General features: G+C 65.6%; 21 protein-coding genes. 14 read left to right on the top strand and 7 right to left on the bottom strand.

Annotated features, from left to right (window positions below):
- Nucleotides 1-68: 68 nt before the first annotated feature.
- Both ACWDOP_RS04575 and ACWDOP_RS04570 read right to left on the bottom strand, forming a co-directional pair.
- Complete coding sequence (locus ACWDOP_RS04575; RefSeq protein WP_456343918.1) at nucleotides 69-257, bottom strand: DUF397 domain-containing protein; 189 nt, start codon at nucleotides 255-257, stop codon at nucleotides 69-71.
- Entirely contained in the window at nucleotides 254-1,237 is a 984-nt protein-coding gene (locus tag ACWDOP_RS04570) for a DUF5753 domain-containing protein (protein WP_456343917.1), read from the bottom strand. Before ACWDOP_RS04570 ends, ACWDOP_RS04575 begins: the two co-directional genes overlap by 4 nt.
- Nucleotides 1,238-1,347: 110 nt before the next feature.
- Here ACWDOP_RS04570 and ACWDOP_RS04565 point away from each other — a divergent pair, with 110 nt between their 5' ends.
- The 12 genes from ACWDOP_RS04565 (at nucleotide 1,348) to eccB (ending at nucleotide 8,923) form a co-directional block, all read left to right on the top strand.
- Nucleotides 1,348-1,551: a hypothetical protein gene (locus tag ACWDOP_RS04565; protein ID WP_456343916.1), complete on the top strand. Its 204-nt coding sequence runs from the start codon at nucleotides 1,348-1,350 to the stop codon at nucleotides 1,549-1,551.
- Nucleotides 1,548-1,754, top strand: a complete 207-nt coding sequence (locus ACWDOP_RS04560; RefSeq protein WP_456343915.1) for a hypothetical protein — start codon at nucleotides 1,548-1,550, stop codon at nucleotides 1,752-1,754. Before ACWDOP_RS04565 ends, ACWDOP_RS04560 begins: the two co-directional genes overlap by 4 nt.
- Nucleotides 1,755-1,874: 120 nt before the next feature.
- Complete coding sequence (locus tag ACWDOP_RS04555) at nucleotides 1,875-2,234, top strand: hypothetical protein (RefSeq protein ID WP_456343914.1); 360 nt, start codon at nucleotides 1,875-1,877, stop codon at nucleotides 2,232-2,234.
- Nucleotides 2,235-2,258: 24 nt separating this feature from the next.
- A complete protein-coding gene (locus ACWDOP_RS04550; RefSeq protein ID WP_454202309.1) occupies nucleotides 2,259-2,546 on the top strand; it encodes a YbaB/EbfC family nucleoid-associated protein in 288 nt (95 codons plus the stop codon).
- Nucleotides 2,547-2,654: 108 nt separating this feature from the next.
- Nucleotides 2,655-2,966, top strand: coding sequence for a hypothetical protein (locus ACWDOP_RS04545; protein ID WP_454202310.1), 312 nt, complete (start codon nucleotides 2,655-2,657; stop codon nucleotides 2,964-2,966).
- Nucleotides 2,963-4,342 carry a hypothetical protein gene (locus ACWDOP_RS04540; protein WP_456343913.1) on the top strand — a complete coding sequence of 460 codons (1,380 nt, stop codon included), beginning with the start codon at nucleotides 2,963-2,965 and terminating at the stop codon, nucleotides 4,340-4,342. The genes ACWDOP_RS04545 and ACWDOP_RS04540 overlap by 4 nt, the downstream gene beginning before the upstream one ends.
- A gap of 27 nt (nucleotides 4,343-4,369) precedes the next feature.
- On the top strand, nucleotides 4,370-4,684 hold the full coding sequence (locus ACWDOP_RS04535; RefSeq protein WP_454202312.1) for a PE family protein: 315 nt from the start codon (nucleotides 4,370-4,372) through the stop codon (nucleotides 4,682-4,684).
- Nucleotides 4,685-4,698: 14 nt separating this feature from the next.
- Nucleotides 4,699-5,727: a PPE domain-containing protein gene (locus tag ACWDOP_RS04530; RefSeq protein ID WP_456343912.1), complete on the top strand. Its 1,029-nt coding sequence runs from the start codon at nucleotides 4,699-4,701 to the stop codon at nucleotides 5,725-5,727.
- Nucleotides 5,724-6,512 (top strand): ESX secretion-associated protein EspG, encoded by a 789-nt coding sequence (locus tag ACWDOP_RS04525; RefSeq protein WP_456343911.1) that lies wholly within the window; start codon nucleotides 5,724-5,726, stop codon nucleotides 6,510-6,512. Before ACWDOP_RS04530 ends, ACWDOP_RS04525 begins: the two co-directional genes overlap by 4 nt.
- 93 nt (nucleotides 6,513-6,605) lie before the next feature.
- Nucleotides 6,606-6,938 carry a WXG100 family type VII secretion target gene (locus ACWDOP_RS04520; RefSeq protein ID WP_456343910.1) on the top strand — a complete coding sequence of 111 codons (333 nt, stop codon included), beginning with the start codon at nucleotides 6,606-6,608 and terminating at the stop codon, nucleotides 6,936-6,938.
- Nucleotides 6,939-6,986: 48 nt separating this feature from the next.
- Entirely contained in the window at nucleotides 6,987-7,301 is a 315-nt protein-coding gene (locus ACWDOP_RS04515) for a hypothetical protein (RefSeq protein WP_456343909.1), read from the top strand.
- A gap of 113 nt (nucleotides 7,302-7,414) precedes the next feature.
- The gene (eccB, locus tag ACWDOP_RS04510; RefSeq protein ID WP_456343908.1) at nucleotides 7,415-8,923 is read left to right on the top strand and encodes a type VII secretion protein EccB; all 1,509 of its coding nucleotides are present in this window, start codon (nucleotides 7,415-7,417) and stop codon (nucleotides 8,921-8,923) included.
- Nucleotides 8,924-8,970: 47 nt separating this feature from the next.
- Here the strand turns inward: eccB and ACWDOP_RS04505 are convergent, their stop codons facing one another.
- The 5 genes from ACWDOP_RS04505 to ACWDOP_RS04485 are packed head-to-tail and all read right to left on the bottom strand — an operon-like array spanning nucleotide 8,971 to nucleotide 15,805.
- Entirely contained in the window at nucleotides 8,971-10,545 is a 1,575-nt protein-coding gene (locus ACWDOP_RS04505; protein WP_456343907.1) for a serine/threonine-protein kinase, read from the bottom strand.
- Nucleotides 10,546-10,555: 10 nt separating this feature from the next.
- Nucleotides 10,556-11,848, bottom strand: a complete 1,293-nt coding sequence (locus tag ACWDOP_RS04500) for a DUF7373 family lipoprotein (protein WP_456343906.1) — start codon at nucleotides 11,846-11,848, stop codon at nucleotides 10,556-10,558.
- Nucleotides 11,849-11,858: 10 nt separating this feature from the next.
- Nucleotides 11,859-13,241 carry a DUF7373 family lipoprotein gene (locus ACWDOP_RS04495; RefSeq protein ID WP_456343905.1) on the bottom strand — a complete coding sequence of 461 codons (1,383 nt, stop codon included), beginning with the start codon at nucleotides 13,239-13,241 and terminating at the stop codon, nucleotides 11,859-11,861.
- Nucleotides 13,242-13,276: 35 nt separating this feature from the next.
- Nucleotides 13,277-14,524 carry a DUF7373 family lipoprotein gene (locus ACWDOP_RS04490; protein ID WP_456343904.1) on the bottom strand — a complete coding sequence of 416 codons (1,248 nt, stop codon included), beginning with the start codon at nucleotides 14,522-14,524 and terminating at the stop codon, nucleotides 13,277-13,279.
- A gap of 45 nt (nucleotides 14,525-14,569) precedes the next feature.
- Nucleotides 14,570-15,805: a DUF7373 family lipoprotein gene (locus tag ACWDOP_RS04485; RefSeq protein WP_456343903.1), complete on the bottom strand. Its 1,236-nt coding sequence runs from the start codon at nucleotides 15,803-15,805 to the stop codon at nucleotides 14,570-14,572.
- Between the two features lie 223 nt (nucleotides 15,806-16,028).
- Here ACWDOP_RS04485 and ACWDOP_RS04480 point away from each other — a divergent pair, with 223 nt between their 5' ends.
- Both ACWDOP_RS04480 and ACWDOP_RS04475 read left to right on the top strand, forming a co-directional pair.
- Complete coding sequence (locus ACWDOP_RS04480; RefSeq protein ID WP_456343902.1) at nucleotides 16,029-17,189, top strand: DUF7373 family lipoprotein; 1,161 nt, start codon at nucleotides 16,029-16,031, stop codon at nucleotides 17,187-17,189.
- 13 nt (nucleotides 17,190-17,202) lie between these two features.
- Nucleotides 17,203-18,459 (top strand): DUF7373 family lipoprotein, encoded by a 1,257-nt coding sequence (locus tag ACWDOP_RS04475; protein WP_456343901.1) that lies wholly within the window; start codon nucleotides 17,203-17,205, stop codon nucleotides 18,457-18,459.
- The last annotated feature ends 9 nt before the right edge of the window (nucleotides 18,460-18,468 follow it).

The raw sequence follows: 18,468 nt of genomic DNA, 5'->3' as shown, positions 1-18,468 counted from the left end.
TTCACGGATGTGACCACGGTCACGGAGCGTGTGTCAAGCGGGCTGAATCGGTGGGTTGATCGGTTGGGTCAGCGCTGCCAGATGCTGCTGTGCAGAAAGCTGTTCCACTGGTCCGCTGTGAACCAGAGCTCCGGGCCGCCAACATGTTTCGAGTCGCGCACGCCGGTCCGCGTGTCTTCGTGACAGATCTCCACGCATTGATCAGCCCCGTCGGATTTACTCGACTTGAACCACGCACCTCGCGGCGTCTGTCTCATGGCGCGTACTCCCTCGCGATGTCGAGCACGAACTGCCGGGTGTGCTCCGTGCCCAACGATACCGCGCGCAGGCCGTCGACAGCTTCTTGATACTGCTCGACCTCCTCGCGCTGCTCATGGAACGTACTGCCGATCGCACCCTCTGCGTAAACGACCGGCGGCAGGGACATTCCGCTGCTTCCCTTGGGAAAACGAAGCAGCGTGAAAGTGAGCATCGACAACCCCGGATGTGCCCCGTGGGAGAACGGGATGACGTGGATGCTGGTGTTCTCGCGATCTCCGGCCGCCGCGATCGAACGGAGCTGGGCTGCCATGACCGGTGGACTGGCCGGCTGATGCCGTAGTACCGCTTCCGACAGAAAGACTTCGAAGCGAAAGTCACTGTCTTTGAAGCGATTCTGCCGATGAGTCGTGAGTTCGAGGCGGCGTTCCATATCCGCGTCCGCGAGGTTCGGCCGCTTCAATCGCACAATGGCCAGGCGGTACTGCGGGATCTGCAGTAGCCCGGGCACGATTGTCAGCTGGTGCGCGACAATGTGGCTCGCCGCACTCTCGAGTCGAAGGAATTTCGGGATGTTCGGTGCGACCTGATCGCTGTACGCGTGCCAGAAGCCCTTCGAATTACCCTGTGTCTTGGCGACTTTATCCTGCTGGCGCACCTCGGCCCAGAGCCTGAGCGCTTCTGCGCGTTCCTCCGCATTGGCCGCGTAGTGATCCAGCAGGCTCTCGAGCTGTGGTGTCGTCAGCTTGGTGGCGCAGCCATCTTCCATGCGCATCAGCACGAATCGCGTCACTTCGAGATGTGCCGCAGCTCGGAGGAGTGCTGTTTGCGGAGCCCGCTTGCGTATTCCCTGCATGAAGTTGCCGAAATCCATCCGCGAAACCGTCAAACCGGCCATTTCGTTAGCCTTGCTATCCGGGGAGTGTTTGTAGCGCACACGTGCGTGCCGCACTTCCAGAATAGTTTGCGCATTCAGCATGCGAACTGCGATTCGGCAGGAAAATTGCGTTCATCGAAAGGCTCGGTCGGGCAGTGGCATTCAGCCCGTCAGCCGAGATCGCTTTTCCTATCGAATCGGAGGTGGTTCAAATGGCTTGGGACACATGGGCTCTACTCGCCATCAACCTGCTGTGCGTAGCCGTCATCGCCTGGGCCGCATGGGGTTTCCATCAGGAATCCCGTGATGCCCGCCCCCTACGGATCGCGCTCGCCGGCGGCGGCTCGCTCCTCGTGCCGCCCGCGAGCGGGCGCGGCGGCCGGTGGCATCGCGCCCAGCATCGGGGCCGGGCATGACGAACCCGTTCGCCTATATCCCACGAACCGACCGTCCCGCCGTCTATCACGGCGAGCCCGCGCCCGACACCCGGTTCCCGGACCGGGACATCGAGCGCAGGCTCGAGCAGCACGGCGACGAGTGCGAGGAGAACGACTGCCCGATGCTGCGATACCTGCAGCGGCTCCGGGACCGGCGTGACGGGCGTGGAGAAGCCGGATGACGCCCACGAGCGCGGTGCGGCGCTGCTCACACGGGTGCCCCGGGGGCGGAAACAAGATTGCTCCCCGGTCGTGCCGTATGGTACTTCTACGCAAGGTAGTTCCGGGGGAGGGAGTTCTGCATGACCGAGGCGGAGGCGGTGACATCGGGCACTGGGGAGTGGCCCGCGGTCAACGCGATCTCGCGCAACGGCGGCATTCGGATGCGGATTACCGAACAGGGGATTCCGCTGTCGGTGAAGATCGATCCGGCCGAGCTGCATCGGGATCCGGCGCATTTGGCGGCGGAGATGCTGCGAATTTGTCGGCGGGCCGCCGACGAGGCCGGATTGGCGACCCGTAAGAAGCTCGAGGCAGCGGGTATGAGCCCGGTCGCCCTCGCTGCCACGGGGTTGCCCACCGAGGCCGACCTCGCTCGACAGGAGATTGTCGAGGAGCAGGACTACGATACGGAACCGCAGAGCTGGCTTCGGACTGTGTGAGAGGGGGGCTCGATGGTCGGATCCATGGATGAACTCGAGGATCGGGTTCGTCGGCAGCTGTATCGGTTTCAGGACCTGGCCGATCAGATGAAGGCCGTGCGGGGGCGGGAGACCTCCGAAGACGGCGCCGTGATGGCAGAGGTCGACGGTAATGGCGCGCTGCGTGATTTGCAGTTCAGCGGCGCCATATCGCGAATGACGCCCGCCGAGTTCGAACAGGCCGTCGTGAGCACGGCCGCCGCCGCCGCTCGAAATGCCTTCATGCGCAGGGCCGAAGTGGTGAATCGGTTCAACGAGGAGATGGCCGGCTGAGCCGTCCGTTTACGCAACCGTGCGTCAGTGTTAGCGCTTTACTTACTGGCACAACCATTTTCGTACTTGTACTGTTATCCAAGATCGATGTACTGGGAGGGACCACCGATGGCTGATCTCGTGAAGGCTAATTTCGTCGACATCGCCGCCTACGGCACGTCCGAAGCCACCACCGCCGTGCAACTCGCGGGGGCGGCAGCCGCTGATTCGATCAGCGCGCTGGCCGCGGCGGTACCGGTGTTCGGACTGATCGGGCAGGACTTCCTGCTCGCGTTCGCGGGCGCCCAGGCGAGCTACCTGTCCTCGGCGGCGGAGATCGCCGCGGTCCACGGTCAGACCGCGGTCACCGCCTACTCCGCGGTCGGCATCTACGAGGGCAATGAATTGGCCTCGGCGGCAAGCTTCATCTCGACCCTGTGAGCGAACAAGTCGGCGCGGCGGCCGGAGTCGCCGCCAACCCCACCGTCGCGGATGTGCTGTACAACAGCCCGGTTGGTCCCCTGATGGACCAGCCGGTCAGCGACGTGCTCAGCAATCTCGGCCTGCCGCAGTTGCCGACGCTGCCCGAGATCACCCTGCCCGACCTGTCGGGTCTGGAACTGCCCACGCTGCCGACGATCGACCTGACCACCCTGATCGAGCCGATCACGTCGCTGCTGTCGTCGTTCGGCTCGGGAAGTCTGGGTGACGGATTCGATCCGTCGTCGATCTTCACGGCGGTCACCAGCGCGCTCACCTCGGCGGCGTCCACCAGCCAGTCGGCGATCAACCAGGTCTCGACCAGTTGGACCAGTGACGCCGCGACCAAGGCGCAGGCCAAGAGCGCGGCGGTGCAGGCGGATTACCCCAAGGTCACCGCGCAGGGCAATCAGCAGAAGATGATTCTGTTCGATGCCCAGCGCGTGGTCGCGCAGGGTTACGCCGAACTGACGGCGCTGATTTCGCGGTTCATCGCCTCGGCTTCGGCTGCCGGTGCGTTCATCTGGACCCCGGCCGGGTTGCCCACGCTGATCGCGCTCGCGACGGAGGCGATTTCCGAGGGCACCGCGATCGTGGCCAAGACCCGTGTCGAGCTGTCGGTCAAGACCGCCGAGATCGCGGCCGCCGGCGTCAAGATCCCGATCACCGGTGCGCCCAACCTCGCCGATGCCGCGACGCTGGCGAACAACGTCATCTCGGCGCTGGAACCGTACGGGAACATCGCCAAGACCGTCGGCGAGAAGGTGATCGAGAAGGGCGGCGAGGTCGTCTCCGCCGGCTCCGAGGTGGTCAGTGAGATCAGCTCGACCGGCCAGGAGATCCTCAGCGGCCTGACCTCGACCACCACCGACGGCAAGACCACGACCGATCCGAAGACGACCACGACCACCGAAGAGAAGAAGACCGAGGAGAAGGTCACCACCGAAGACGGCGGCGCCGGAGACGGTGGTGGCGGCGGCGGTGGCGGCGGCCTCGGGCTCGGCGGGGTGCCGACCACCACCTCGCCGCTGAACAACGTCGCCGCGCGCGTGCCGACCGGTGAATCCAGTCCGCTGTCCGGCCAGCCGCGCACCAGCACCACCAGCGCGGTGCCGCAGACCACCCGGGCCGGCACGACGCCGATGATGGGCGGTATGGGCGCCGGTGCGGGCCGGGCCGGCGATGCCGGTGAATCCGGGTCGGGCGCGGATCGCTCCAACCTCGTCACCGGTGCGCACGGCGATGAGGTCGTCGGGCAGATCGAAGGCGTATCCATTCCGGTCGTCGGCGCCGTCGAGGTTGTCGAGGAATCGCCGGACAAAGCTCTCACACTCTGAAATATCCGGGGGAACAGGAGAATTGACATGACCACCAATGCATTCGAAGGTGTGCGGTTCGACGCGGCGACGGCGCTGTCCGCCGCCGCGCAGCTGGACGCGCTCGCCGACCGGATCGAGAGCAGCCTGGGCGCGGAGCAGTCCAAGCTCGGCTTCGTCGCGGCCGGCGCGGATCAGGTCTCGGTGCGCGCGGCGCAGACGCTGACCGCGGTCGCGGACTCGTTCGGCGTCTCCACCGGCGCGGGTGTCACCGAGGTGCGGCAGCTCGCCGCGGCCCTGCGGGCCCAGTCGGTGCAGTTCGGCCAGGTCGAAGAGCAGAACTCCCTCGGCTTCGCGGTCTGAGCGGACAGCCGCCGATGCTCGAGCCGACGAAACCCGGTTTCACGGGGGAAGTTTGGGAAGCCAAACCCCCCGAGGAACTGGCCCGGGATCTGGTGACGGGGGCGGGCGCCGTGCCCGCCGCCGAAGCCGGCCTTGCCTGGGCCCGGTTGAGTGCGAACCTCGGCGCGGCGGCCATCGACTACGAACGCATCCTCGGTGTGCTGAGCGAGGCGTGGGAGTCGAAGAACAGCACCGCGTTCATCGAACGCATTCGCGCGCTGCGGGATTGGCTGACGCACTCGGCGGCTTCGGCCGCCGGGAACGCGGTGCAGGCCGAAACGCATGCCGCCGCTTATGAAATCGCGCGACTGGCCATGCCGGACGCGGGTGATGTGGAGAAGCTGCGGCAGCTGCAGGAGATGCTGGAGAAGGTCGGCACCGCCGTGGGCGCGCCGATGCTCGCCAAGCTCGCCACCGTCGACGGTGATGCCGACGCGGCGAAAGCCGTTGCGGCACGGGTGATGCGCACGTACGAGGCGGCGACCGAGTCGCTGGCCACGCCGTGGGAACACCAGACGCCCCCGCCCATCACCGAGGGCATGAACACCACGGCCGCGCCGCCGGCCGAGCCCGCCGCGGAAGCGCCTGCCGCACCGTCGTTCCCGGGCGGCATCCCGAGCCTGAGTCTGGGTTCGGTGCCCCTGGTGCCGGTGAACCTGACGGCCCGGACCGCGACCACCACCAACTCGACAACGAAACAGACGGTGGTGCAACCGGTTACGGTGCAACAGATGGGTTCGTCAATGCCCATGGCACCTATGGCGGGTGCGCAGAACAGCCAGGACGACGAGCACACGACCCGTGAGGGCCTGGCGGGCCCGCAGGCCAGCGATGCCGAACTCGGCCTCGCCTCCGGCATGCAGGTGGCGCCGTCGGTGCTCGGCGGGGTCGATCCGAATGCCCAGCGGTCGCCGGACATCGCGTTCTCTGCCGGTAGCACCGGCACCGAGAACGCTGGACCGGGTCCTGGTCCGGCGGCGACGCGGACGGAGTCGGCCACATGATCACCCTGACCAACGAGGGCGTGATGGCGCTGGCCGCCGAACTCGGCGTGCAGACCCTGCCGCTGGTGCTCGCGGTCGGCCCGCGCCAGACCACCCACGCGGAATGGAATGCGGCCCAGGATCGTGCGCGGGCCGAGATCCGCGCCGCGCGCCTGCTGGACGCACACGGTGACGTGAATGCAGATGCGGCCGAGTCTCTTTTCGTCCTGGCGCAGCCGGACCGGGAGTTGGCCGCACGCATAGTCACCCCCGATGGCCTGGTTCGCCTGTGCGTCGCCCGCCGCGGCGAGGCGAACGCCGTAGCGGTCCGCCGCGACGACAGGTTCGCGATCAGCTCGCTCTGGACCGACGGCTCCGGCGCGTCCCTGGCCCGCCCGATCCTGGATGTCCTTGGGCCCTGCCCACCCGCCGAGGTTGCCAACTTCAGCGCCGCCGCTTCGGAATTGAGCGAGCGCCTGGACGCGGCCGAGGCTTCGGCGGACTACACCAATGCCTGCTACGCCCTGGGCATGAACGAAACCGATGCCACCGCATACGGTCTCGCGCTCGGGTCGTGCCATGCCTACGCCGAGGTGGTGGCTTACGCCTACACCGACGGCGTCACCGAACGATCTCCGGGAGCCGTGGTGGTGTACGACACCGCGTACGGGCGCATCGCGTCAGCTCCCGGTGTCGCACCGGATCAGCAACTCTGGTCCACATTGACTCCGGGCACCGATTATCGCATCGCACAGGCGATTACGGCGCTGATCGAATCCCTGCCCGGGCGGAGGTGGCTGCCGTGAACCGTACACAGCGGGGGGCACCTGATCCACTCCGAAAGGGTGATGTGAAGTCGCATCGCTCGTCCGAACCAGTACGAAAAGGATAGGTACATCATGAGCGGCGGCAGCCTGAACTCGAGCGACTCGAATGCGGTCACTTCCAATCACGACCAGGCCGAAGCGGCCAAGAACCACATGGCCGATGTGATCGCCACCGTGCGTTCGGTCATCAGCAAGACCACCACCTCGGTGGATTCCGCCCGTCCGGGCTTCAAGGGTGCGGCCGCGGTGGCGTTCAACTCCGCCGCCGACGCCTGGGACCAGGAAGCTGTCCGGCTCAACACCAAGCTCGACGCCATCGAGCAGCAGGTCGGCAGCGGTGTCGCGCAGTTCCGGAGCACCGACTCCGAGAACGAGGCCGGCTTCAAGCAGTACACCAGCCTCTGACCCGCAGCCCGAACTCTCGACAAATCTTCACTGGAGGTAGGAAAGACCATGTCCGACGAAATGCTGTATGACCCCGCCATTATCAGCCAGCTGGTGAGCGAGCTCCGGGAGAACTTCGGTCTCCTCGTGGCCGCCGGCACCGATATGGCCGAAGCCAAGACCCGCATCGAAGGCGCGTGGTCCGCCAACGCCCTCGGCGGTTTCCAGGCCGCGTACCAGAGCTGGCGTACCGAGTACGACGGCGGCGACGGCTCCGAGGGCTCGCTGAACACCCTCAACAAGATCGCTCAGCTGGTTGAGGACGCCATGGGCCGCGCCCTGGGCGCCGACCAGAAGATCGGCGACGGCTTCGGCGCGTTCTGAGTTCCGATCGCGCAGTGCACAACAGCGCACCCCTCCCCGAGGAGGGGTGCGCTGTTCGCCGCTGATCCCCTCGATAATGTCGTGCCTGTAGTTTCTGTCCCCACGGAGGATCTGTGCCAGCCCAATTGACCACTCGTGCCCAGGTCAATGGGTACCGCTTTTTGCTGCGCCGATTGGATCACGCGCTCGTGCGCCGTGATGTACGCATGCTGCACGATCCCATGCGTGCGCAGTCGCGTTCGCTGATCTCCGGTGCGATTCTCGCACTGTTGGTGGTCGCCGGGTGCGCGATTCTGGCATTCATCAAGCCGCAGGGTTCGATCGGTGACGCGAACATTGTCATGGGCAAGGACAGCGGCGCGCTCTACGTCGTGGTGCGGGACAAGAACGACAAAACCAAGATGACCCTGCATCCCGCCTTGAATTTGGCGTCGGCGCGGCTCATCGCCGAATCCGCCGATTCGCCGAAGTCGGTGAAGGACAGCAAACTCGACTCCGTCGCACGCGGCCCCATCCTCGGAATCCCGGGTGCACCGGGCGCGCTGCCGGGATCGGATCAGGGCGGGCGTTCACGCTGGACGCTGTGTGACACGGTCCAGCTCTCGGCCACCGGCGGCTCGGCCTCGACCACGGGGTCCACGACCACGGCCATCGCCGGCGAACTGGTGCTCGGTGATCGCATCAAGCAGGCAGACGCCGGCACGGCGATCCTCGTCACCAAGGAAAACAAGACGTATCTGGTCTACGACGGCAAAAAGGCCGAGGTGGACCCGCAGAACGCGGCCATGAAGGACGCGCTGAACCTGAGCGGTGTGCGGGCACGCCCGATTTCGACGGGGCTGCTGGATGCCGCGGTATCGGTCCCCGCGCTGGCCGCGCCTTCGATCCCGGAGGCGGGACAACCCGGCCCGGGGCGGCTCAGCGGTGTGCCGATCGGCGGCGTCATCAAGGTCACCGGAATGGACGGCTCCGATGAGCCGGAACTGTACGTGGTGCTCGCCGAAGGTCGTCAGCGAATCTCGGCCTTCACCGCCCAGGTCATTCGCAATGAGAACTCGCAGAACATGAGCGAGATCAAGTCCGTGACACCGGATGTCATTGCCAGTGTGCCGGTTGTGAATTCGCTTCCGGTCGCGGATTTCCCGGTGTCCGCGCCGAAGGTCATTACGGCCGAAGACAATCCGGTCGCCTGCATCACGTGGGCGCGTGAGAGCGGCTACGGCCGTTCTGCCTCGGATGCCGCCGAGGGCCCGACAGACCGCGCAACGGTCAATCTGCTCGTGGGCACCAGGCTTCCGCTGTCGGACAAGGCCGCGCCCGTTTCCTTGGCTTCCACCGATACCACCGGCGATCGCATCGACGCCGTCTACGTGCCGCCTGCTTCCGGCGAGTTCGTCCGTGTCACCGGTGTGGAACCCGGTAGTCAGCGCCGCGACACGCTCTTCTATGTCACGGACACCGGAATTCGCTATGGCATAGATGATTTGGATACCGCCAAGATTCTCGGCCTCGGCACCTCACCACGGCTCGCGCCATGGGCGATCATCGGTGAACTCGTTCCCGGGCCCACGCTGTCCAAGTCCGAGGCCCTGGTCCAGCACGACGTCCTGCCGACCAAGTGATCAGCACTCCGTGCCACCGCGGGTGCGGTGGCCGGAGTACCGCGCTGCTATTTCACGTTCTTGCGCAGAATCGGCACCAGCTTGTCGAGTAGGAGCTGCTCGGAGCCGTCCGACCACTGCCGCATCGCCGCGACCGCAGCCGGGTCATCCAGGACAACGACGGACGCCGGTGTCGACGAGATGCCGCTCGGCAGATTCACCAAACCGCCACCGCCGGCGTCGCTGTCGCTGCGCACGGTGAGCACGTACCCGGAAGTCACCTGCTCCATGGCCTTGTAATGAGCCATCGAGCCGCCCTCGATCGGTCGGGGATTGGGCTCGTCTCCGCGGCGTAGAAAGTTGGGGTTGTAGACGAAGCCCAATGCCTCCAGGAATTGCGCCTGCGGTCCGGGGCTGAGCTGGATGTCCACGGTCGCGTTGTAGCCGCTCTTTCCGGAGATATCCACGATGACAATGCTCTTGCCCGCGAACGCCGGATTCTGCTCCTTGGCATCCGGCAGCGATTTGGGAGCGGCGACGACCGTCGTGGTGGTCGTGGTAGTTGTCGAAGATGACGGGGAATCGCCCTGTGTCGTCCAGATTCCGATGCCCGCAGCTACCGCGATCACCGTCGCGGCCGCCGCGCCGATGACCCAGGGGCGTTTGCCCGAGCTCGATGTCGATGATGAGTTCGCGTCGGCGCCGGGGGGGTGGGTCCCGGACTTGGTGCGCGGATCGGGGAGCATGGGCGACGAGTGGGTTTGCCCCACGGGGAGTGTTTGCAGGTTGAGTCCTGAAACCCCGTACTCGAGTGCGGATTTCAGCGCGTTGGTGAATTCGTGGCACGTGTCGAATCGATCTGCAGGATTCTTCGCCATGGCGACCGCCAGCACCTCGTCGACCGCCGGCGGCAGCGACGAGTCGATAGCGATGAGGCTGGGGATCGGCTCGTACAGATGCCCCATCATCACCATGGCCGGTTGCGTTCCGGGATAGGGGTTCTGACCGGATACCAGGCGGAAGAAGGAACACGCGAGGCTGTAGATGTCCGCGCGGTGATCTACTCGATCCCCGCTGAGTTGTTCCGGTGAGGCGTAAGCGATTGTCGCCACGAAGCTTCCGGCCTGTGTCAGCTCATTGGTGTCCTCGGTGGACTTGGCGACACCGAAATCGGTCAGCAGCACCCGCTCTTCGCCGCCATCGCCGGTTGAGAGTAGGAAGTTCGCGGGTTTGATGTCCCGGTGCAGCATGCCCCGGCGATGGGCGTGGTCGAGTCCGCGCCCAACCTCGGTGACGATGTGCAGTACGCGCCAGGGCGACATCGACTGCGGCGCGGCCTTGGCGGCGTCGGAAGCGTCGATGCCGTTCACGTACTGCATGGCGATCCACAGCTGACCGTAGTCCTCGCCTCTATTGTAGATCGAGACGATGTTCGGGTGATCAAGTGCGGCAGCGAGATTCGCTTCGCGTTCGAATCTGGCGCGGTATTCGGGATCGGTGCTGTACTGGGCGCTGAGCACTTTGATCGCGTCGCGTCGCGGCAACTCCGGATGCTTGGCCAAGTAGACGGTTCCCATGCCGCCGGCACCGAGCACACGCTCGATGCGGTAGCCGCCGACAAGGGAGCCCGGGCCGATACTCATCGTCTATTCCTTAGAGGTACTGGCTCTTTGCGAGCAGCGCGTATTGGGCGGAGGCGCGCTGGTGCGCATCGTTCAGGTCCGAGCTCGCGACCCGGGCGACATAGCGGTCGTAGCGAATGGTGCAGAGGAAGCGATTCTTCGCGTCCCAAGATGAGGAGAAAGAGGAGGCGTTCGGAGTGGGGTTCTCGACGCACACGATGTCGCGGGTATTCGGCGGGGCTTCAGCCGGCTTCGGCATCAGCGCGTTGATGTCGGACCACAAGGCGATCGCGTCGGCACTGTCGGGTGCACGGAAAATCAGGGCGCGCTCGACCGTGGTGGCGATCCGGTCGACACCGTTCTTGTCGAGGATCTGCTTCCACGATCGCTGGTCGGAAACGTAGTGCAGCCAGCCGCGTATGGTCCGGCTGAGCTCGTGATCCGGGTCCAGCGTGGCGAACTCACTCTTGTGCAGCGTGCGACGCAACATGTCATCCGGGTCGAAGTCCTGCCGCAGTGAATCGCGTGCGTTCAGAGGCGGCGACTGCGCGAGTAGCGGCAGCTGTGCGGCGAGTACCTGCTCCACGAAGGTTGTGAGAGAGTCGAGTTCCGGCTTCGGCTGCTGGACGAAGACGCTCAGGACGTACTGGCCGACGGCCATGGTGGTGACCATGGACGGGACACCTGGGCGCCAATGCGCCCGAGCGCCGGGATGGCTGCGAAGGGTGACCCGTACATTCTGGTCCTTGGCGATATCGAAGTCCGCGGCTTCCATCTGTTCCGCCGCTGCTTGCGCGCGTTGGTCATCGGGGAACTGCAAAACGGTGACGTTGAACGAGGTCGCCTCGGGATTGATATTGGCGCCTTCGAAGGGCCGGAAGTTGCCGGAAAGGTCGTAATACGTGGTATCGGCGAGTGGGTGGGTGCTCGCTGCGGCGGAGAAGCCGAACATCATCGCGTTGGATTCCAGGATCGGCTTGGTTACCTCGGCCAGAAATCCGATGGCGTGCATGGGGGTGAGCAGCGCCTTCGCGGCGAGGCCGTAGCCGAACTTCTGGTCGACATCGGCGCCGATTACGACAGCGTCTGCCAGCCTTCCCAGGGCGAGTTCCGTGCCGTCGGTGACGCTACGGCGGTAGGAGCTCCGTACGTCCAACGGATCTGTGGAATAGTTGCCGACAGCCAGTTTCCTGATGTCGATCTCACCCGCTTCGGCGGTGCCTTCGATGCGACTTCCGCAGCCGGTCAAGAGGGCGGCTGTCATTGTGACGGCGAGAGCACCCAGGAACCTTCTCGTCATGTGGCGAGCGACACTGTTCTTCATGCGGAAGTCCCTACTTGTCGTTCGCCAGAATGGCGTATTGCGCGGATATCCGCTGATACGCGTCCTGCTGCTGCTGGGACCAGGAAGCCGCCAGGTATCGACCGTTCGTCACATAGCAATTGAACGGGATGATGTAGATATTCGGCCCTTTGTATTTGGTGCACACCGCGTTCGGAAGACCCGGTGGCGATTCGATCTTGTGGACGAACCTGTCCGGCCAGGCTTGATGGAGCATGCTTTCGGCGGCGGCTGCGTCGCGGGCTCGACTCAGTTGTACGGCGCCGTAGCTGATGAAATCCACCCCGCTCTGTTCATAGAGCCGTCTATCCGCGTCTACGTCTGCTGATCGATGCAGCGCACCCGAAGCGCTCAGAACCCCCTCGAAGGCGGCCGCGAGGTTGTCTCCCTTGGGGCGTAAAAGGGTAAGTTGCAGCATCCCCTGGGGATCGAAGGGGAGGTCTGCGAGTTTGTCCGGAGGTGTGGGCTGGAAGCTCTTCAAACGCTCGGTGGTGACGGATATCGCCTTGTCGGCCAGGGCTATCAGTCCGGCTTGATCGGAGAACTCGAGCGCTGAGTTCTCGGAGTTCTGAACAAGGGTGTTGATAACGTATCGACCTTCGGCATACCAGGATGCCAACGCCTGCGACTTGGATTTCCACATGATCCGGGCGCTCGGATAGCGTGTGGAAGCCGCTGGTTCCGAGCCCTCCGGCTTGTTGAAACCCGAGCGTGCGAGGGCGACCGCAGCCGCGGTGGCCGAGCTTTCGCTGTCGAAGATCATGACCGAGTTGGTGACCCACGTCGCGATGCTGTCGTCTTCGTTCGTTTTCGCTGACGAATGAAAGCCGCCTACGAGGCCGGGGGTATTCGTGTCGAACTCGCTTGAGTTCAGCCAGCCGAAGATGCTCTCGTCGTCGAAGGATTTGACGCTGGTGAAGGGCCCGCCGACGTCGGCGAAATGCGCTAGTGCGGGATCGATCTCGCGCGGTAGCGGCACTGCGTCGGCTAGGCGCAACGCTTCGAGTTGACGGGCCATGACAGCCGCGTTGTTCGCCGCGAGTACCTGGGGTTTGGTGTTGTAGCTCCCAGTGTCGAGCAGACCGAGATCGACGGGAGCGGGATTCGCTTCACTCGTCTCCGATTCAGATCCGCAGCCGGTGGTCGTCAGAATGGTTATCGCCACAGTTGCGGCCAGCGCCGCACGTAGTCGATACACGCCTGAGCTCGACAGACCTAAGCCATGAAGCATTTCGCACTTCCCCCCGAACAACCCGCTACTGATCGAACTTCCGGCCAGTGTGCAGAGTGTACTGGGCAGGTCGGTCTTGTTGCGCACCGCTGCGGCCGGTTGCACGGCACGACGACGCGGTTCGTGAAGAACGTCGCCGGACACCCACATCCTCATCCCGCCCAGACCACATGCGCCGCTCACATGTACTGGCTCTTGGCCAGCAGCGCGTACTGCGCGGCAGCACGCTGCTGGGCGTCGGTCAGTTGGGCGCTGGCCACCCGGGCCACGTACCTGTCGTAGCTGATGGTGCAGAGGAAGCGGTCGCTGGCGTCCCAGGTCTGCAAGACGTTCCCCGAGAGTTTGGGCTTCGGATTCTCGGCGCAGGTGATGCCACGAGAGTTGGGCGGCGCTTCGACCGGCTGGGTGTACAGGGCGTCGATCGCTGTGTGGAGAGATCGAGCGGCGGCAGCGTCCCGCGCCCGGAACAGGATCGCGGTCTTCTTGGTCGTCGCGATGTAGTCCACGCCGCTGGACTCCAGCATCGGCTCCCACACCCGTTGCTCCGGCACGAAATGCAGCCAGCCACGGGGCGTTCGGATCGCGTTGCTGTCGGCGTCCACCGCGAGGCCGTCGTTCAGGGTCAGCGTCCGGCGGGCGACGCCGTGGGGATCGGGAGGCTGGAGGAGTGAGTCGCGGGGGCTCAGAACCGGCATCCGCTCCAGCAGGAGGACCTGGGCCGCGAAGACCCGTTCGGCCAGGCTCTTCAGTTCCGGTAGGTCCGCGGTCGGCTGTTGGACGAACACGTTGATCAGGTGGGTGCCGTGCGACACCGTCGCCGCCAGGGACGGGACGCCCGGACGCCAGTGCGCTCGAGCCGTGGGCACGCCGTCGATGGTCACGCGGGTATTCACGTCGGGCGCGACATCGAAGTCGGCGGCCTCGATCTGCTCGGCCGCGGTCCGGGCACCGTCGTCATCCGGGAACCGCAGGACGGTGATATTGAACGACGTCGCTTCGGGATTCGTGTCCGCGCCGCCGAACGGCTTGAAGTTGCCGGTGCTGTCGTAGTACGTGGTGTCGAGAAGGGGGTGGGTGCTGGCGGCGGCCGAGAAGCCGTACAGCATTCCGGTCGCTTCCAGAATGGGCTTCGCCGCCTCGGTCAGCACATTTGTCGTATGTGTCGGTGTGGGAAGGAGTTTGGACAGCAGGCCGTGTGCGAACTTCCCGTCGACATCCGAGCCGATGACGACATGATCGACCAGGCGGGAGAAGTCGAGCATCTCGCCGGCCGCGACCGAGTGACGGGACTTGCCTCGATACTCTGCCGGATCGGTGTTGTAGTTGCCCACGTCCAGCTGCCGGATGTCGATCTCGCCGGGAGAGGGGACGCCCTCGATGTCGCTGCCGCAGGCGGCCAGTGACGCCGCGAGGACGAGTGCGCCCACGACCCTGACGTGCCTCCGATGTGCGTGAATCCCCATGGGTTCGCCCTACCTGTCGTTCGCCAGGATCGCGTACTGCGCGCTGACGCGCTGGTACGCGTCTTGCAGGTGGTAGGACCACACCTGTGCCGCGTAGCGGCCGTGGGAGACGTAGCAGTTGTAGGGGAACTCATTGGTGGCCGGGCCGCGATACTTGAAGCAGAGGGCCGTCGGTAGACCCGGCGGCGGGTCTATTCGTTGCTGGAACTTGTTGGCGGAGAGTTCGGTGATGAACGTTCGGGCGGCCGGGGTATCCCGGGTGCGGGTCAGTTCGCCGGCGCCGTAGCCGATGTAATCGACTCCGGCCCTGTCGAATATCGCGGACGTCTTCGTGTCGTCCACCCAGCGGTGCAGGGCCGCGCGGGCCGTCAGCGCGCCGTCGAAGGCGGCGGCGGTCTTGTCGCCGTTGGGGCGCAGCAGAGTCAGGCGCATCATGCCCTGGGGGTCGATCGGGAGAGCCATGAGATTCTCGACCGGTGTCGGTTCGAACCTGCCGAGGCGGTCCGAGGTGACGGTGATGGCCTTTTCGGTGAGTGCCACCAGCGCCGGCTGGTCGGAGATCTTCAGCTGGTAGTTCACGCTGTCGCGGACCAGGGTGTTGATCACGTACTTCCCGGTCGCGTACCAGGACGCCAGGGTCTGGGAACTGGGGATCCAGGACATCCGGGCGGCGGAGTACTGCTGGGGGACGGCCGGTTCGGCCTTGCTGTTGTCGTCGAAACCCTTGTGAGCGAGCGCGATCGCGGCCGTCTCCGCGGCGGCTTCGCTCTCGAAGAGCATGGCGGCCACGGTGATCGCGGACGCGACATCCGAGTCCTCGTGGGAGCGCGCCGAGGTGGAAAACCCCCCGACCAACCCCGCGGTATTGGCATCGAACTCGGTCTTGTCCAGCCAGCCGAAAACGTACTTGCCGTCGAACGAATCGGCGGCGGTGAACGGCCCGCCGCCGGTCGAACCGTAGGTCATGGCCGGGTCGATCTCCTGCGGCAGCGGCATCGCGTCGCCCAGGCGCAGGGCCTCCAGATTCCGGGCCATGCGGGCGGGGTTCTTCGCGGCCAGTACCTGGGGCTTGGTGTCGTAGGAGCCGGTGTCCAGCTTGCTCAGGTCGATGTCCGGAAGCGGTTCGGCCGCATCGGATTCCGAGCCGCAGCCGGTGGCGGCCAGGGCCGAGACCGCCAGGGCCGCGGCGAGAGCGGCGCGCAGCCGTCTGCCGGCCGACCTGCGCCGGGCATCGTCGTACCGCATGTCTGTATCCCCCACCGAACCGCTGTCGCCGGTCACGCTCACCGGTGCCGAAAGTCTACTGGCTGGGCGTGACGCACACCCCGGGTAGGTTTCGCCGCTCCACCTCGCCTTGCCGAAACCGGGACAGTCGATATTGTCTACAACCGTTGAGTTGATCAGCGGGGGAGTGAATTTCGTGCGTAGGGCAGGGCGGGGTGGGTTGGCCGCGGCATTGATCGCGGCTGTGGTCACCGTCACATCGTGTGGGTCGGATCCGGGTGCGGGGCCGCCGGACCCGGAGGTCGACCTCGGGGCGCTGGACGTGGGCGGATACCGGACCGAGCCGAAGGACTACGCGCCGAAGGATCATCGGTCCGTCGCGCGGCTGTTCGAGGCCGAGCGGCTCGGAGCGTTCGTTCCGGTGCCGTCGGAAATGGACGAGCGGCTGCGGTTCAATCGGGGCGGGGACATCCACGTGTTCCTCGAGCCCGATGTCACCCATCCCAGCCCGATGTACGACTGGCTGAAACAGGACGGATTCGCCCAGGACGCAGCGGGTTTCGTCGCCGGCTTCGCCAGCACGGGGCAATCCGAGTCGGACGAGCGCATCTCCTTCACGCTGTCGGTCTCGGTGCTGCTCTTCGAATCCGAGCCGCAGGCCACCGCCGCCGGGACGGCGCTGGCCGCGCGCGGCTGGCAGGCCGAGGCGAGCAAGGTCGTACCGCTGAGTTCGGCGAAGCATCCGCGCGCCGTTGTCTCCTGGCAGCCTGAGGCACAGGCGCTCACATCCTGGTACGCGACGGGGAAGTTCGTCATCGTGGCCACGGCCTACAGCCGGGAGAATCGCACGTTGAAGATCTCCGATCAGAACCTGCTGTCCACGCTGGCCGACAACGGGACCGCGGTGGTCGCCGACCGGGTGCGTTCCTTCGAGCCGACGCCGCCGGATCAGCTGGACACCGTCCCGCTGGATCCCGAAGGACTGCTCCGGATTTCGCTGCCCCGCCCCGAGGGCGACGAGTTCCGCATGGTGCCCGGCGTGTACGAGCCGTCCGCGTTCGTGCATCTGAGCGAGGACACGGACAAGTCGCGCAAGCGGCTGGAGAAATACGGCGTCGACCGGGTGAGTGTTCACGGCACCTGGTTGTACCGCACCCGTGATGCGAGCGCGGCCGCCGAGATGCTGGACGAGGAAGCCGCGGGGAAGTACCGGGTGGCGGCGAATCCGCCGCCGGGACTGCCGAACGCCAAGTGCACCAAATATCGCGGGCCCGCCGAGAGCACCTACCCGTTCTATTGCTTCGTCCGCTTCGACAGGTACCTGGCGATGTCCTGGGGACTGCAGTTACCCGATGTCCAGCAGCGTATTTCGGCCCAGTACACGCTGCTCGCCCGGAACAAGTAGAGGGGTGATCCCGATGTCCGCACGCAGGTCACTGTCCCGACTGATTCCGGGTGTGTTCTCGGCGCTGGTGCTCGCCGGCTGCACCGGGGTGCCGGGTACCCCGGTCGCCGGTGAAATAGACGTTCGCACACTGGATGTGGGCTCCTATCCCACCGATCCGCTGGACTACCGCAAGGAATGGCAGCACTTTCCGAACATCGCCGCCGACCTGGCCGCCATCCGGCTGGCCGGGTTCGTCCCCACCGGGACGGAGATCGATCCCGCGCTGAAGTTCAACCGCAACGCCGGGCCCATCACCAATGTGTATGCGGGGGCGCAATTCCTGCTGCAGGCGGACGTACCGATCATCGAGCGGAACGGAATGCTCTTCGGGTTCACCGTGTCCGTTGCGGATGTGGCACGGCAGAGCGGTGGCGACGACGCCGAACAGATCAAGGTGAACGCGCTCGACACGGCCGAACTGGAACCGAACTCGACCACCGTGCACCTGACCGTCCTGCAGTTCCCCGACCCGGACTCCGCCTCGCGCGCGGCGGTGGAGATGGAGGCGGCGGACTTCGCGGTCGCGGCGGAGAACGTCCCGGTCGCGCTGGATCGGTACCCGAACGCGAAAGCGCATTGGCGGCCAGGTGTTCCGACACTGGGCGCGATCGCGGCGCACGGCAACTACCTGATCAACGTCTTCGTGAAGCGACCTACCGCTGAACTCGGCGGGCTGACCACGCTGGCCCAGCAGACGCTGAGCGCGCAGATCTCGCTACTGGATCAGTTGCCGCCGCTGACGTCCCGCGAGGTGCTGCGGCTGGACTACGACCCGCAGGCCATGATGCGGCGGCTCCTGCATCCCGACAAATACGTGACGCCGTACTTCGGCCGGGAGGGGGTGTACACCCCGCGCGCCTACCTGCACACCGCCGACGATCCGGAACAGACGCGGCGGGTGCTCGAGAGCGCCGGGGTCGACGCGGTGGCTGAGCTGGATTCACTGCGGGACACGACACTGCTCCGCGCGCGTGACCGGGACGCCGCCGCCACGCTGTTGAGCGAGTTCCAGCGCAATCGCACCGAACTCACCGAAGCGCCCGCCGGAGTCCCGGACACGTTCTGCCACCGGTACGTTCGGTACCCCACCCTTCGCTCGCTGGACGAGTACCACTGCTACGTGCGCTACGACCGCTACGTCGCCATCGTCCAGTCGAATCTGCTGCCGGACGCGTGGCAGCAGGCCGCCGCCCAATACGCGCTGCTCGCCAAGAGCGCGTGGATGTAGGGCGGGGAC

It is taken from the genome of Nocardia sp. NPDC003693 (genome assembly GCF_053981095.1).
The sequence above is the reverse complement of the archived record's forward strand: the minus strand, read 5'-3'. Positions and strand labels throughout refer to the sequence as shown.